Below are 14,574 nucleotides of genomic sequence, written 5' to 3' on the forward strand. Positions count from 1 at the left end.
AACTGACAAGGGATCCGGGACCCTCCCCCCGACCACCGCGGGGCTCCTGGTCGTGCGTGGCGCCTTGCCCCGTAAGCCCTTTCGGGCAAGCGGGGGCTAAGGCTCCGCTCCGTGTTCCTTGCGGAACCGATGCGATACCTCTATTACAGGTATCGCATCGAGTTTCGTCAAGCAGGACCGCGGAGGTTCTTCGCTTTCGCGCCGGGACTTGCTGGCGCACAATCAGAATCACGCCAGGTCAGGGGCGTTGTTTACCCCGTGCATGGACAGGTCGGGGCCTTCTGGCTACGGTCAAGAGCTCCCAAGACGTCCCACCGGGGGTGCAGATGTCCAACGAGCGCTTACGGTCCGCCCTGCTCGCCAAGGGGATGACCATCCAGCAACTCGCCGAGGCCATCGAGGTCAACGTGAAGACCGTCGAACGCTGGATCACGCAAGGGAAAGTCCCGTACCGGCGTCACCAGTACGCTGTAGCAGCCAAGCTCGGCGTCGGGGTGACGACGTTGTGGGATGACGACCGGGTGGTCGACGCATCCACCGACCTAAGCAAGGCCGAGATCGTGACGGTCTACCCGTACCGGCACATGGTGCCGCCGGGGCTCTGGCGCGAGATGTACAACCGTGCGAAGACGCGCGTTGACGTGCTGGTCTACGCGGGACTTTGGCTGTCGGAGGACCCGCTGTTTCTTCAGCTCCTGAAGAACAAAGTGTCGGAGAACGCGCAGGTTCGGCTCTTGCTCGGGGATCCCGCCTGTGATGCCGTCCGGCAGCGCGGTATCGACGAGGGGCACCAGATCATGGACGGCAAGATCCGGAATGCCCTGATGAACTACCGGCCGCTGCTCGCCAGCCACCCTGACATCGGGATGCGGCTGCATGACGCGACGCTGTACAACTCCCTGTTCCGCGCCGACGACGAGATGCTCGTGAACACCCACGTGTACGGGATCGGGGCCTACTTGGCGCCGGTGCTTCACCTGCGCCGACTTCCAGGGGGCGGCCTCTTCGACACGTACGCGAATAGCATCGAACAGACCTGGGGGCGGGCGCGCCAGGTGACCGATCACGACTTCACGGGAGCATGAACATGGGACGTATCGACTACCTTCACGACCCCGAAGCACCGCCCGCCAATAGTGTCGTCCCCTCCGTCGTGGCCTTCGTGCAGAACGACGCCGGACAGGTGCTGATGATCCAGCGCTCTGACAACGGGCGTTGGGCCCTTCCGGGGGGTGGGCACGACGTGGGTGAGTCCATCAGCGACACCGTCGTGCGAGAGGTCTGGGAGGAGACCGGCATCAAGGCCGAGATCCTCGACCTGTCCGGCATCTACACGGACCCGGGTCACGTGATGCTCTACGACGATGGCGAGGCACGGCAGCAGTTCAGTATCTGCTTCCGCGCGCGGCCGGTCGGCGGGGAGATCCGTACGAGCAGCGAGACGACCCAGGTCCGCTGGGTGAACCCAACGGACCTGGCAGACCTCGACATTCACTCCACGATGCGGCTCAGGATCGAGCACGCCTTGGACGTGACCCGCAGCGTGCCCTACATCGGCTGAGCTACGCCGGCCCTCGCCGCGGAGACCCTGGTGAGCACACGAACCGTGCACAGCAGGATCTCCGGCTCGGCGCGCCGGATGAACTTCCCGATCAGGCTGTCGGACCCGTATCGTCCGGCGATCTCGTTCACGCGGTCCACGGGGTTCGTGGGCGTGCCGTCCGGCGTGGTGTTCATGTCGCAGAAGCAGAGCGCGTCAGCCAGGTGCTCCGCCTCCCGCGGGAACTCCGCCTCCAGTTCCTCCCGCAGGCCCCGGGCTTCCGCCTCCATCCAGGCGCAGGAGTGGTGCGCGACGAGGCGTACAACGCGCTCGTCGGCGCCAACGTCACGGAGGTAGCGTGCACCGTCGAGCGGGTGGAACCCGGTCTTGGCCAGGTCGGGGGCGTAGCCGATGTCATGCAGAACGGCTGCGGCCTCCAGCAGCTCGGCATCCGGGCCCAGGATCTCCGCGATGGCGCGCGCCCGCTCGGCGACCCCGAGACAGTGCTTCCAGCGGCGTGGGAGCGGCTCAGCCAGCAGCGACTCCGCGAGCGGATAGGCCCATTCGGTGAGCGTGGCGGTGGTCAAGACTTCAAGTCCTCCTACTGGGAAGGCAGGGCCCGCACAGACCGGCGCTTACCCTGCCCCCCTTCGGTGAGCAGGCCGGCGGCTTCCAACTGAGCCAGGGCCTTACTGATGGTCGGGCGTGACACCTTGAAGCGGGCGCTCAGCTCTCCTTCGCTGAGAAAGGCTGCCCCAACATCCAGCTTCTCCACCGTGATGAGTTCCGCGATCCTCTCGGCCAACGGTCGGCGGTCCATCGACTCCCCTGCGCGTACGACTCGCCAACGGGAGCCAGGCGCAGGCTCGGCTACTCCGTCTTGCTGGAGCGCCCGGAAGGCTCGGAGTGCCACACCGCGGGAGACCCCGTGTTCCTTCATGACTTCCGCCAGCGACGGCAGCTCGGTCATGAGTGGGTCCACGGCGATCCGCGCCTTGATGCTGTCGGCGATCTTCAAGAAGGTCCCGCGAGGGCTGGGCTGGTCCGACACTCGATCTCCTTCTCCGCTTCGCTTCAGCTCCAAGCCTCGCATGACTGTCCTGGCACTTGCTCCGGCTGGGCCGTCTGTGGGCCGTCGGAGGGCGGCCCACGGGGACCAGCGACGACCAACGACGACCGGTGTCGTGGCCGTCCGACCTGGGCGGGCGCCGGTCGGCCGAGGTCCCTGAGGTGCGGCCTCAGTTCCTGCGCAACAAGAAGCAGGAGTGGGAGGAATACCGCTCGGAGGTCACCGCCTTCGAACTCCGCAAGAACCTCCCGGTCCTCTGAGCGTAGTCGGGGACGTCGGCTGTACGCCGGAACTCCTGTGGGGCCCGTGGCCATCGGTCGCGGGCCCCACAGCGTCCGACTCGGTGGCAGGGGTGGCCGACAGGGCCGCCGCCCGCCTCAGTTCTGTCGGATCTTCGCGGCCAGCTTCTCCGCGGCACCCTCCCAGGCGTCGCGGCCGGTCAGGGCCTTCGCCTTGGCCACCAGATTGCCGCCCTCGTACAGGGGCGGCTCGACGAGCGTGCCGTGGAACGTGCTTCCGGCTCGGGTGAAGTCGATGTCCGCGGCCGCCTCCATCGCCTCCTTGATGGTCAGGTCGGTGCCGTGAGTGACCTCGCGCACCGCCGCCGCCAGCGCGTACAGCACGTTGGCGCTGGTCAGCCAGGTGGTCTCGCGCAGCTTGACGACACCGCTGGGGACCGACAGGGCGCTGGCAACGTCGGGCAGCGTGCCGAAACCGGTCCAGAAGTCGATCATCCTCTGGAGTGCGTGCTCGTGCCCGGTGGTGGCGATCTCGACTGCGACGGCCTCGTCCCACGTCCGGGACGAGCGGGCGCCCGTTCCCACGAGGAGCGTTCCCGTCGCGTACCGCAGCGTCTTGAACCCCGTCAGCTTCGGCGAGAGTTTGCCGGGGGAGTCGGTGAGGAACTCGACCCGCTTGCCCCCCTCGAAGACCGGCACCCGGCCGCCCCTCAGCACGTCCTCCAACAGGATCTTGTTGATCGCCTGACGGCGATCCATCGACTGTGCGATCGAGGCGTTGAGCGGCTTGGCGTTCTGCTGCAGGTCGGTGAAGTCCTGCGCCCTACGCGCTTGGTCATCGTCCAGCACCACGATCACGGGCTGGCCGTTGGCCTGCAGCCGTTCGAGCACCTCGTCGCCGTGCCGGTGGGCCTCGATGACGTCGCCGTAGGCGGAGGTACGGTGGCCGCCGTCCCCCACCTTGGCCTTCGCCCCGGGCTGCACGTACAGCGTCCCCATGCTGATGGGGGCTTCGGGGTCGTCCGCCACGAACTTGGCTTCGTCGGGGCGGTAGTACACGAGGACCGAGTTGAGGACGTAGTCCTCGGTCTCCTCGATGTACTTGGCGATGGCCTGCCGGTGGCTCTTGTCCTCCTTGCGGTTGGTCCCGGTCCCCTGCAGCGGGTCCCAGTTCTCGCGCTCGCCGACGGTCCCGACGTAGGTGACCGGGCTCATCACGGTGGTCACCATCTGCCGGCTCCCCATCTTGTAACCGATGGCCGGGTAGGCGACGCGGCCGTACGGAATCTTCGGCCGCGACGGTGCTGCTGAGCTGCTGGCCTCGGAGGAGTCTTCCATGTTGGTTCCTTCACGCGTGGACGTCGATTACGTCCGGTGACGGCGAAGCTACGGGGAGATCCGTCACGTAGTGCGTCGTTTCTCCTCGGTAGGTCCGGCTTCTACGCAGGACGATGTACGCGTCCCCGCTCGCCGGCCGCGGGCCGTCGGGGTGTTCCGGGCGGCGGTGTCAGTGGCCGGCCCTATGCTCCGGCTGACGGGGTGCGGTATGGGCGGTATGGAGGGCGGCGGTGTGGGGCGGGGGCGGCCGGAGTATCCGGAGCGGGTGGTCGGGGGGTGGAAGCTGGGCTTGGTCATCGTGGGGGCGCTCGGGGTGCCCGTGCTCCACAACTGGGCTGCGGGGCTGCCGTTGGCCTCGGCGGCGCCGGGGAGCGGGTTCATGCGGATCCAGGATGTGTCCGCCTCGCTCACCTCGGGTTTGCTGCTGGCCCTCCCCTTCGTGGTCGGTGCCCGGATCCTCCACCGACGGCGGCTGCGGCGGTACGAGGCGGAGGTCCGCAGGCTGGAGCGCGAGAACCGGGACATGCGGCTGCGCCTGGTCCTGGAGGAGGCCCGGCGCAGGGCGGCCTGGCGGGCCGGGCTCGGATCCGACCGTGCGGAGAGGCGGGCGGGATACAGCCCCTCCGTCGAGGACATCGACGGCGCGACTCCGGCCGAGTTCGAGGACGTCGTGCGCCGGCTGCTCGAACGGGACGGCCTCCGGGCGCAGGTCATCGGTGGGCGGGGGGACCAGGCGGTCGACGTGCTGGCGGTGGACGCCGCCGACCGGGTGATCGCGGTGCAGTGCAAGCACACCACCCGGGGCCGCAAGGTCGGTTCCGACGTGCTGTACCAGATCAACGGCACGGCCGTGCCGGTCTACGAGGCCGGCGCGGCCATCGTCGTCACCAACGGGTCGTTCACGCGGGACGCCGTCAAGTGGGGAGAGCTGCACGGGATACGTCTGATCGACCGCGAAGCCCTCGCCAGGTGGTCGGCGGAGGCCGACCACCTGTACCAGGTCGTCGAGCTGCTGCCGCCGCTCTGAAGCGGTGGTCCCGCTACTGCGCGGGCGGTACCGCGTGGTGCCAGGTGGGGTGGGGGGGTTTGGGGTTGGGGGGTGGGGTGGTGGTGATGTGGAGGGTTGCGTCCAGGCCCAGGACGGCTGTGGTCGTTGCGCCCGTCTGTTCGAGGATGCCCGAGGGGGCGCCGGCGTAGAGCATCTTCGATTCCGCCCAGGCCGGGGGGCCGCCCAGGCCCGTCGTGCCGACCGTGCCCTGGTCCGCCCGGCCCGACAGGAGGCGGCCCGCCACGCCGACCGCGCCGTAGCCCGCCCGGCCGCCCACCTCCGACACGCTGGAGACGTGGGGCTTCGCCCCGGCTGCCGGGCCCGCCGTGACCAGGGCCGTGCGGACCACGCCCGAGTCCGGGCGGCGGAAGTACAGGCGGATCCCCGCGCCCTCCGGGGCCACCGTGAGCGGGACCGTGGTCGCCGGCAGGCCCGTCGGGAAGGGGCCTTCCAGCGGCGCGTCCGGGGCGGGCCGGATCCAGGCCAGGACCGTCTTGCCGGTGGTGGCGTACACGTGGAGCCGCCCGGCGGCGTCGGTCGCCGTCGCCGGGTCGCTCTGCAGGTCCTCGCCGCCCAGGTTCCGCCACGGGCCGAAGGTGCCGTCGGGCTGCTGCTCGCGGGCGCGCAGGGTGCGCCGGGAGTCGCGTACGTACGCGGTGAGGCGCCCGTCCGGGGAGGCCGAGGCCGCCGGGGTGCTGATCGCGGAGGTGCCTTCCTCGTCGGCGGTCTCGGGGGTGCCCAGTGACTGCCACGGGCCGAACGGGCCGTCGGGCGCGGACTGGACGGCGTACACGGCCTCGCGCCGGTAGTCGGGGTGCAGGGTGGTGCGGGTGGTCAGGACCGCTATGCGGCCGTCCGGCAGGCGGGCGGTGCTGACGCCCGGGTCGATGCCGGCGCCGGGGAGCAGGTCCGGGCCGGACCACTGGCCGGGGGCGGCGCCCTGCCGGGTCCATACGGCCAGCCGGCCGTCGAGGGTGGCGAAGGCCCAGAGCCGGCCCGGGGTGCCGGCGGTCAGCCAGGAGGCGTTGTCGCCGCGGGCGTAGCGCAGGGACTGGGCCCAGTTGCGGCCGGTGGGGCTGCCCGCGACCTTGCGGTCGCCGCAGCCGGAGGGGCTGCCGCAGTGGTTCTCGCGGTCCTGCCAGGCGTACGTCTTCAGGAACCCGATCTTCGTCTCGGCGGTCTGCGGGTCCAGGGAGTGCGGCAGGGTGCCGTTGTGGTAGCCGAGGTAGCTCTGCACGGTGAACCGCGGGCGGTCCGTGACCCGTTCGGCGTACGCGGCGGTGGCGGCCTGCACGAAGCGGGCCCCGTACATGTGGTCCTGGTGGTCGGTGTACTTGCCGGTGTCGGGGTAGCGGCCGGGGGTCGGGTCCTGCATGCGTATCGTCGTCGGCCGGTACCGGGCCAGGATGCCGGCTATCGCCTGCACCGTCTGGTCCTTGGTGTACGCGTACGGCTGCTTGACCGGGCTCGCGGAGGACAGCTGGGCGCCGAGCGCGGGTATCTTCCCGTTCCACAGGCCGCGCAGGCTGTCCGGGTTCTCGGCGGTGGGGTTGCGGGCCTCGCGCAGCTGCAGCCAGACGAGGTTGACCTCGGGCTTGGCGATGAGGACGTCGAGCTCGGCGGAGCCGCCGCCCTCGGTGGGTATCGCGGTGCGCTTCCACGCGCTGGTGCGGTCGCCGGTGACCATCTGGGCGTAGGCGGCGCGGATGCCGTTCTGCCGGGCCTCCGCGTAGTGGGCGCGGTCGGCGGGCTGGTCCGGGTCCCAGGCGGCACCGCCGCGGGCCTCGTTGCGGCCGTCGGCCTCGCCGGAGGTCAGGTAGACGGTGGTGAGCGTGGTGCCGGTGCCGGTGCCGGTGCCGGTGGTGGTGAGGGTGCGGCTGAGGTCCGGGTTCATGAAGAACAGGTCGTCGTCCGGGTGGGCGACTACCTGGACGATCGAGCCGCTCGTGACGCTCGCCGGCAGGGCCGTGCCCGGACCGCCCTCCTGGATGGCCTCGGCCGACGTCTGCTCGCCGGTGGCGATGGCGAGCACGCCCGTCGCACCGACGGTGAGCACCGGGAGCAGGGCCGCGAGGAGGAAGCGGCGACGGGCAAGGGGCATCGGCTGGCCTGGCCTTCGGGTCGTTCCGGACGGGAAAAACCGCTGAACAGTCAGAGAGAGTCCAAAACGAGCGACTTGGTTCGCCGCAGCCGCCGATTTCGTCCTACGAATCCAGCTTTCCGGAAGGGGGTGATGGGCGTCGTCCGTGGTGGTTCGTCATGGTCTGGTGGGGCGCGGGTCGACCGGCTGCCACGGCGTCAGGTACGCGTTCCCGCTCGTCCCGGCCTTCGCCTCCCCGCCGACCGAGGAGGTCACGTACAGCCGCGCGTCCAGCCCGACGACGGCCAGGCTGACCGTGTCCCTGCCGGTCAGCGTGCCGGTCTGCACCGCGGCCGGGGCGCCGACGAACATCAGCGGCGATCGCGCCCACGGCCGGCCCCGGCCCAGGTCGGAGCCCAGCTGCCCGCCGGCCGCGCGGCCCGCCAGGACGTGTCCGCTCGCCGCGACCGCGCCGAAGCCCTGGAGCCCGCCGAGGTCCGTGACGCCGCCCGCCTTCAGGACGGCGGCGGCCGTGCTGCCGCTGCCGCCGGCCTTGTCCTCGGCGGTGACCAGGACGGTGCGGACGTCGCCCGAGCCCGGCTTGCGGAACCACATGCGTACGCCGCCCTCGCGCCCGTCCACCGTCAGCGGCAGCGTGGTGTCAGGCAGTCCCGTCGGCGTCGCCGGCCCCAGCGGGGCGCCCGGCTTCGGCTGCACCCAGCCGGTCACCGACCTGGTCGTCGCCGCGAACACCATGCGCCGGCCGGCGGCATCGGTCGCGGTGGCCGGGGTGCCGTGCAGGTCGGTGCCGCCGTGCTGCTCCCACGGGCCCCAGGTGCCGTCCGCGCGCTGCGCGCGCCCGCGCAGGGTGTTCGCGCCGTCGCGTACGTACGCGGCGAGCCGGCCGGTGCCGTCGGCCGAGACGGCCGGGGCGCTGATGTCGGAGGTCCAGGTGTCGTCGGCGGTCTCGGGGGTGCCGAGGGACTGCCAGTCGCCGAACTCCTCCGCCCCCGGACGCTTCTGGACCGCGTACACGACCTCGCGCCGGTAGTCCGCGGGGCGGGCGCCGAAGGAGGTGCGGGTGGTGAAGACCGCGATCCGGCCGTCCTGCAGGGCGACGGCCGACACGCCCGGGTCCATGCCGGTGCCGGGGAGGAGGCGCGGGCCGGTCCAGGGGCCGAGCGGCCCGGCCCGGTGCCAGACGGCGACCTGGCCGTCGAGCGCCTTGAAGGCCCACAGGCCGTGCTCCTTGTCGGAGGCCAGCCAGGACGTGCCGGAGCCGCGGGCGTAGTTGATGGACGAGGTCCAGTTGTTGCCCTCGGGGCGGTCGGCGACCTTGAGGTCGCCGCAGCCGGCGGTGCTGCCGCAGTGGTTCTGCCGGTCGACCCAGGCGTATATGCCCATGATGTCCAGCTTCTCCTTGGCCTCGTCGGCGGCCAGGTTGCCGGGCAGGGAGCCGTTGAAGTAGCCGACGTAGTTCTGCACCGCGAAGTGCGGACGGTCCGTGGCGGGCACGTCCTTCGCGTACGCGGCGAGGGCGGCCTGCAGGAAGCGGGCGCCGTAGAAGTGGTCCTGGTGGTCGGTGTACTTCTTCGTGTCCGGGTACCGGCCGGGGGTCGGGTCCTGGGCGCGGACGGTCGTCGGCCCGTACTGCCCCAGCAGGCCGGCGAGGGTCTGCACCAGCTGGTCCTTGGTGTACGAGAACCGCTGCTTGACCGGGCTGCCGGAGGCCAGCACCGGCTCCAGGCGGGCCGCCTTGCCGTCCCACAGGCCGCGCAGGCTCTCGGGCACGGCGTCGTAGACGGTGCCGGCCTCGCGGAGCTGCAGCCAGACGAGGTTGACCTCGGGCCGGGCGACGAGCACGTCGACCTCGGCGTGGCCGCCGCCCTTGGTGGGGACGGAGGTGCGCTTCCACGCGCTGGTGCGGTCGCCGGTGGCCATCTGGGCGTAGGCGGCGCGGATGCCGTTCTGGCGGGCTTCGGCGTAGGCCGGCTTGTCGGGCGGGGTGGTGGCCCGCTTGGCGGCGCCGGCGTTGATGCCGTCGGCTTCGCCGGAGGTGAGGTAGACGGTGGTGAGGCGGTGGCCGGCGGCGAGGGAGTACCGCAGGTCGGGGTTCATGAAGTACAGGTCGTCGTCGGGGTGGGCGACGACCTGGACGACCTGGCCGCCGGCGTCGGCGCCGGGGGCGGCAGCCGCTGCTCCGGTTCCGGGTCCGGTTCTGGCTCCGGATCCGGAGCCGGTCCCGGTCGAGGGGAGTGCGGGAGATCCGGCCGGGCGCTTGGACTGCGCTGCGGGCCCGGTTCCGGGAGCGGTTCCGGATGCGGGCGTGGCCGCGGATATGGATGCGGAGGCGGATGCCGATCCGGGGGCGGTGGGGAGACCGGCCCGGACTCCGGCGAGGGCGTCGGAGCCGCGCAGCACGAACATGCCGGTGGCGGCGAGGGCCGCGAAGCCCCCGACGAGCTTGACAACCCGCCGCCCGCGGAGGCGGGGGGCGGGGCCTGCCCCGGGGCCGTTCGCCGTACGGGCCCGGCGCGCGGTGCGGCGTCCGGCGCCGGCCCCGGGTCCGTTGGGGGTGGTGGCGTCCGTACGGGCCCGGCGGCGCGCCCGGCTGCCGCGGTCGGCCGTGGCTTCGGCTGCGGTTCTGGCTCCGGCTCGGGCTTCGGTCTTGGCCGCGCGTTTGCGGCGGGTGGCGCGGCGTCCGGTGTCCTCTGCCCGGTCGGGGTCGGCGGCCGGGTCGGGGCCGGGGGCCGGGTCGGGGCCGGGGGCGGTGGGGCCGCCCGTGCGGGGGTGGGGGACGAACGGAGCCCCGGTCTGCTCCTGTCGTGCCGGGTCGGCGGCGGGTATGTCGAAGCCGGCCTGTGCGTCGGGTCCTTGCCCGGGCCGGGGCGACGCGTGTGCGGGGGCCTCGGAGGGCCAAGTGGCCGCGGGGGACGGGCCGGTGGCGGGGCCGCCGGTCCATCCGGGCGCGGGGGAGGGCATGCCGTGACCCGGGGACCAGGCCCCGCCCTCCCACGCCCACGCCTGCGCCGCCTCCGCCGGGCCGGGGTGCCCGCCGGGGTACGGCTGCTCCTGCACCGGTACGCCGGGGCCGGGCTTGGGTATGTGGCCGTGCTGGGGGCCGTAGCCTTCGTAGCCCCCGTAGCCGGGGTGGGGCTGCTCGTGGCCCGGCCCGTGAACCTGGCCCTGCGGGTCGTGGGCCGTGACGGGGTACCAGGCGGGGTCGTGGCCCGCGGTGGTGTAAGCCTGGCCGGCGTCAGGCCGCGGTGCAGGAACCGGGCCGGGGTGTCCGTCGGGCATGTGGGTCCTCACGGCCGGTCGGTCGGCGGGCAGGCGCAGCCCCCGGCGGGGAGGGTGGGCAGCCGAAGGTGGTCAGTCTTCAGGACAGAAAGTCAGATAAAAATCTGACAATACGAGAATCGGCGTCAGGATATGCAACGTTGCGCCACAACCGGCGCACCCACCCGCTCCCCGGTGAGTCGAACGCCTGCTCCGGATAGGCTCCCTCCAAGGCCCGCGAGGGCCGAAGCGGTGAGCGACGTACGGACGCGGGACGCGGGAGGCGACCAGATGACGGTCCCGGGACGCAGGAGCAGTACCTTCACGAGGCTGCTGCGCAGCGGTTTCACCGACCCCTCGGCCGCGGCCCGGCTGCTGGAGTCCGACGCGCTGGCCCCCGTGAACACCGACCCGGTGCTCCTCGACGCCCTCGGTGGCACCGCCGACCCCGACCTCGCCCTCCGCGGCCTCGCCCGCCTCGCCGAGGCGCAGCCCGCCGGGGAACGGCCCGGCCTCCTCGACACCCTCACCAGCTCCAAGCCCCTGCGCGACCGCCTCCTCGGCGTCCTCGGCGCCTCGGAGGCCCTCGCCGACCACCTCGCCCGCCACCCCCGCGACTGGCACGCCCTCATCACCTACGAGGCCGCCGACCTGCACCCCGGTCTCGCCGAGTTCGAACAGGGCCTGGCCGAGGCGCACGACCCCGTCGCGCTGCGCGTCGCGTACCGCCGCTGCCTGCTCTCCATCGCCGCCCGCGACGTCTGCGGCACCATCGACGTCGCCCAGACCGCCGCCGAGCTGGCCGACCTCGCCACGGCCACCCTCCGCGCCGCCCTGCGCATCGCGAGCGCGGCCGCCCCGGAGGACGCGGCGCGGTGCCGCCTCGCCGTCATCGCCATGGGCAAGTGCGGCGGCAACGAGCTGAACTACGTCTCCGACGTGGACGTCATCTTCGTCGCGGAAGCCGCCGCCGGAACGAACGCGAACGGCGGGAACGGCGGGAACGGCGGGAACGGCGGACCGAACGGAGCCGACGGGACCGGCGGAGCCAACGGGACCGGCGGAGCCAACGGCAATGCCTACACCAGCGACGAGCCCAAGGCGCTCCAGGCCGCCACCCGCCTCGCCTCCCACCTCATGCGCATCTGCTCCGAGACCACCGTCGAGGGCAGCATCTGGCCCGTCGACGCGAACCTCCGCCCCGAGGGCCGCAACGGCCCCCTCGTCCGCACCCTCTCCTCCCACCTCGCCTACTACCAACGCTGGGCCAAGACCTGGGAGTTCCAGGCCCTCCTCAAGGCCCGTGCCGTCGCCGGCGACCAGGAGCTCGGCGCGGCGTACATCGACGCCATAAACCCCCTCGTCTGGCAGGCCGCCGAACGCGAGAACTTCGTCGCCGACGTCCAGCAGATGCGCCGCCGCGTCGTCGACAACATCCCCGTCTCCCACGTCGACCGTGAGCTGAAGCTCGGCCCCGGCGGCCTGCGCGACGTCGAGTTCGCCGTGCAGCTGCTCCAGCTCGTCCACGGCCGCAGCGACGCCACCCTGCGCTCCGGCACCACCCTCGACGCCCTGCACGCCCTCGCCGCCGGCGGCTACGTCGGGCGGGCCGACGCCGCCCAGCTGAACGACGCGTACCGCTTCCTGCGCGCCATGGAGCACCGCATCCAGCTCCACCGGCTGCGCCGCACCCACCTCGTCCCCGAGGACGAGGCCGACCTGCGCCGCCTCGGCCGCTCCCTCGGCCTGCGCACCGAACCCGTCGTCGAGCTCAACAAGGCCTGGCGCCGCCACGCCACCGTGGTCCGCCGCCTGCACGAGAAGCTCTTCTACCGCCCGCTCCTCGACGCCGTCGCCCAGCTCGCCCCCGGCGAGACCCGGCTCTCGCCGCGCGCCGCCGGCCAGCGCCTCGAAGCCCTCGGGTACGCCGACCCGGTCGCCGCCCTGCGCCACCTGGAGGCCCTCGCCTCCGGCGTCACCCGCAAGGCCGCCATCCAGCGCACCCTGCTGCCGGTCATGCTGGGCTGGTTCGCGGACTCCGCCGACCCGGACGCCGGCCTGCTGGGCTTCCGCAAGGTCTCCGACGCCCTCGGCAAGACCCCCTGGTACCTGCGCCTGCTGCGCGACGAGGGCGCCGCCGCCGAGAACCTGGCCCGCGTCCTGTCCGCCGGCCGCCTCGCCCCCGACCTGCTGATGCGCGCCCCCGAGGCCGTCGCCCTGCTCGGCGACCCAGAGGGCCTCCAGCCGCGTACGCGCGAAGCCCTGGAGCAGGAGGTGCTCGCCGCCGTCGGCCGCGCCGACAGCGCCGAGGCCGCCGTCACCGCCGCCCGCGGGGTCCGCCGGCGCGAACTCTTCCGTACCGCCGCCGCCGACATCATCGCGTCGTACGGTACGGAGGACAGTCCCGCCGAAACGGACCACGGGGCCCTCGTCGACCGGGTCGGCCGCGCCGTGTCCGACCTCACCGCCGCCACCGTCGCCGGAGCCCTGCGCGCCGCCGTCCGCGACCAGTGGGGCGACACCCTGCCCACCCGGTTCGCCGTCATCGGCGTCGGCCGGTTCGGCGGCCACGAGCTCGGCTACGGCTCCGACGCCGACGTCCTGTTCGTCCACGAACCCCGCGAGGGCGTCGACGAACAGGAAGCCGCGAAGGCCGCCCAGACCGTCATCGCCGAGATGCGCCGCCTCCTCCAACTCCCCACCGCGGACCCGCCGCTGCTCATCGACGCCGACCTGCGCCCCGAAGGCCGCTCCGGCCCCCTCGTCCGCACCCTCGCCTCCTACGCCGCGTACTATCGCCGCTGGTCGCTGACCTGGGAGAGCCAGGCCCTGCTGCGCGCCGCACCCGTCGCCGGCGACCCCGACCTCGGCCGCCGCTTCATCGAACTGATCGACCCGCTGCGCTACCCCGCCGACGGCCTCGGCGACGACGCCATCCGCGAGATCCGCCGCCTCAAGGCCCGCATGGAGTCGGAACGCCTCCCGCGCGGCGCCGACCCGACCCTCCACACGAAGCTGGGCCGCGGCGGCCTCAGCGACGTCGAGTGGACCGTCCAGCTGCTCCAGATGCGGCACGCCCGGGACGTACCGGCCCTGCGCACCACCCGCACCCGCGAGGCCCTGGCCGCCGCGGAGGAGGCCGGCCTGATCCCCGCCGAGGAGGCGCAGGTCCTGGACGAGGCCTGGGTCCTGGCCACCCGCGTCCGCAACGCGGTGATGCTGGTCCGCGGCCGCGCCGGGGACACCTTCCCGACGGAGGCCCGCGAACTGGCCGCGGTCGGCCGCTACCTCGGCTACGCGGAGGGCACGGTCGGCGAAATGCTGGACGACTACCGCCGCACCACCCGCCGCGCCCGCGCCATCGTCGACGACCTCTTCTACGCCGGCTGAGCCCGCCCCGGAGAACCCATTCGGCGGGCCGGCCGGGCCTGCCCCTGAGGTGCTTGCTGCTCGGCGAGGGCGCGCACATGCATGTCGCGCAGACAACATCCACCCGCCCTGCAGGTGATTCCTCAATAGGCGCTTGCCGTGAGTCGGAAGTTTGTCAGCGCGGCCGCATAGTCGTCCGAGACCCCATCGGGAGGCAGGACATCCAGGTGACGGCGTGCCAGTTATTCGGCTGCGGAAAGCACGGTCCGGGCGAGTACCGCCGGACTGACGAGCGCGACCGGTCCGGATCGAGCTGCGACGCTGATCCCCTTTTTCGTCAGCCTGAATGTCAGTGCGAAAGAAGTGTCGGCGCCCGTGAAGGATGCCGTTTTGTTGTGTCTTTTGAGCAGCCCATCGAGGCAGTCCATCAGCTGGGCCACCGAGATGTAGATCATCATGCCTTGATCGGGTGCCTGCCCTGCCGACCCGGCCTCACCCACCCCTCCCCGCCAGAGCATGTCCCCGAGATCGAAGCCGCTGGGCTCTCCCTGGTCGCGGCGTACGCTGAACTCAACGACCACGGACCAAGCCTCCTTCTTGCAGGGAAGAGCG

At 72.3% G+C, this 14,574-nt stretch carries 10 protein-coding genes and 1 pseudogene; 5 read left to right on the forward strand and 6 right to left on the reverse strand.

Translation table 11 applies throughout. From position 1 onward, the window contains the following. Nucleotides 1–326: 326 nt before the first annotated feature. Both ACZ4VL_RS19315 and ACZ4VL_RS19320 read left to right on the forward strand, forming a co-directional pair. Nucleotides 327–1,085 (forward strand): helix-turn-helix domain-containing protein, encoded by a 759-nt coding sequence (locus tag ACZ4VL_RS19315; protein ID WP_468201153.1) that lies wholly within the window; start codon nucleotides 327–329, stop codon nucleotides 1,083–1,085. Between the two features lie 2 nt (nucleotides 1,086–1,087). Continuing rightward, entirely contained in the window at nucleotides 1,088–1,561 is a 474-nt protein-coding gene (locus ACZ4VL_RS19320) for an NUDIX domain-containing protein (protein WP_468201155.1), read from the forward strand. Here ACZ4VL_RS19320 and ACZ4VL_RS19325 read toward each other — a convergent pair. After that, nucleotides 1,549–2,127: an HD domain-containing protein gene (locus tag ACZ4VL_RS19325; RefSeq protein ID WP_468201157.1), complete on the reverse strand. Its 579-nt coding sequence runs from the start codon at nucleotides 2,125–2,127 to the stop codon at nucleotides 1,549–1,551. The two genes, ACZ4VL_RS19320 and ACZ4VL_RS19325, sit on opposite strands and share 13 nt — an antisense overlap. Before the next feature lie 14 nt (nucleotides 2,128–2,141). Continuing rightward, a complete protein-coding gene (locus tag ACZ4VL_RS19330; protein WP_468201160.1) occupies nucleotides 2,142–2,591 on the reverse strand; it encodes a GntR family transcriptional regulator in 450 nt (149 codons plus the stop codon). Between the two features lie 191 nt (nucleotides 2,592–2,782). Between ACZ4VL_RS19330 and ACZ4VL_RS19335 the strand changes: the two are divergent. After that, nucleotides 2,783–2,869 (forward strand): annotated as a pseudogene (locus ACZ4VL_RS19335) (glutamine synthetase); the annotation flags it as partial. Between the two features lie 117 nt (nucleotides 2,870–2,986). Here the strand turns inward: ACZ4VL_RS19335 and ACZ4VL_RS19340 are convergent. Then, on the reverse strand, nucleotides 2,987–4,186 hold the full coding sequence (locus tag ACZ4VL_RS19340; RefSeq protein WP_468201162.1) for a DNA sulfur modification protein DndB: 1,200 nt from the start codon (nucleotides 4,184–4,186) through the stop codon (nucleotides 2,987–2,989). 379 nt (nucleotides 4,187–4,565) lie between these two features. Between ACZ4VL_RS19340 and ACZ4VL_RS19345 the strand changes: the two genes are divergently transcribed. Beyond that, complete coding sequence (locus ACZ4VL_RS19345; protein WP_468201164.1) at nucleotides 4,566–5,213, forward strand: restriction endonuclease; 648 nt, start codon at nucleotides 4,566–4,568, stop codon at nucleotides 5,211–5,213. Nucleotides 5,214–5,226: 13 nt separating this feature from the next. On the opposite strand, the gene ACZ4VL_RS19350 is transcribed toward ACZ4VL_RS19345, so the two are convergent. After that, nucleotides 5,227–7,335, reverse strand: a complete 2,109-nt coding sequence (locus tag ACZ4VL_RS19350; RefSeq protein ID WP_468201167.1) for a PIG-L family deacetylase — start codon at nucleotides 7,333–7,335, stop codon at nucleotides 5,227–5,229. Nucleotides 7,336–7,491: 156 nt separating this feature from the next. Continuing rightward, nucleotides 7,492–10,614 (reverse strand): PIG-L family deacetylase, encoded by a 3,123-nt coding sequence (locus ACZ4VL_RS19355; RefSeq protein ID WP_468201170.1) that lies wholly within the window; start codon nucleotides 10,612–10,614, stop codon nucleotides 7,492–7,494. Nucleotides 10,615–10,884: 270 nt separating this feature from the next. Between ACZ4VL_RS19355 and ACZ4VL_RS19360 the strand changes: the two genes are divergently transcribed. Then, nucleotides 10,885–13,983 (forward strand): bifunctional [glutamine synthetase] adenylyltransferase/[glutamine synthetase]-adenylyl-L-tyrosine phosphorylase, encoded by a 3,099-nt coding sequence (locus ACZ4VL_RS19360; protein WP_468201173.1) that lies wholly within the window; start codon nucleotides 10,885–10,887, stop codon nucleotides 13,981–13,983. 221 nt (nucleotides 13,984–14,204) lie between these two features. Here ACZ4VL_RS19360 and ACZ4VL_RS19365 read toward each other — a convergent pair whose 3' ends face one another. Then, entirely contained in the window at nucleotides 14,205–14,543 is a 339-nt protein-coding gene (locus tag ACZ4VL_RS19365; RefSeq protein WP_468201176.1) for a hypothetical protein, read from the reverse strand. Between the last annotated feature and the right edge of the window lie 31 nt (nucleotides 14,544–14,574).

Source organism: Streptomyces sp. NPDC029014 (assembly GCF_055564695.1).

Coding starts and splice junctions, on each gene's coding strand:
- ACZ4VL_RS19315 (WP_468201153.1), top strand. CDS start 327: ATGTCCAACGAGCGCTTACGGTCCGCCCTGCTCGCCAAGGGGATGACC.
- ACZ4VL_RS19320 (WP_468201155.1), top strand. CDS start 1,088: ATGGGACGTATCGACTACCTTCACGACCCCGAAGCACCGCCCGCCAAT.
- ACZ4VL_RS19340 (WP_468201162.1), bottom strand. CDS start 4,186: ATGGAAGACTCCTCCGAGGCCAGCAGCTCAGCAGCACCGTCGCGGCCG.
- ACZ4VL_RS19345 (WP_468201164.1), top strand. CDS start 4,566: ATGCGGATCCAGGATGTGTCCGCCTCGCTCACCTCGGGTTTGCTGCTG.
- ACZ4VL_RS19350 (WP_468201167.1), bottom strand. CDS start 7,335: ATGCCCCTTGCCCGTCGCCGCTTCCTCCTCGCGGCCCTGCTCCCGGTG.
- ACZ4VL_RS19355 (WP_468201170.1), bottom strand. CDS start 10,614: ATGCCCGACGGACACCCCGGCCCGGTTCCTGCACCGCGGCCTGACGCC.
- ACZ4VL_RS19360 (WP_468201173.1), top strand. CDS start 10,885: ATGACGGTCCCGGGACGCAGGAGCAGTACCTTCACGAGGCTGCTGCGC.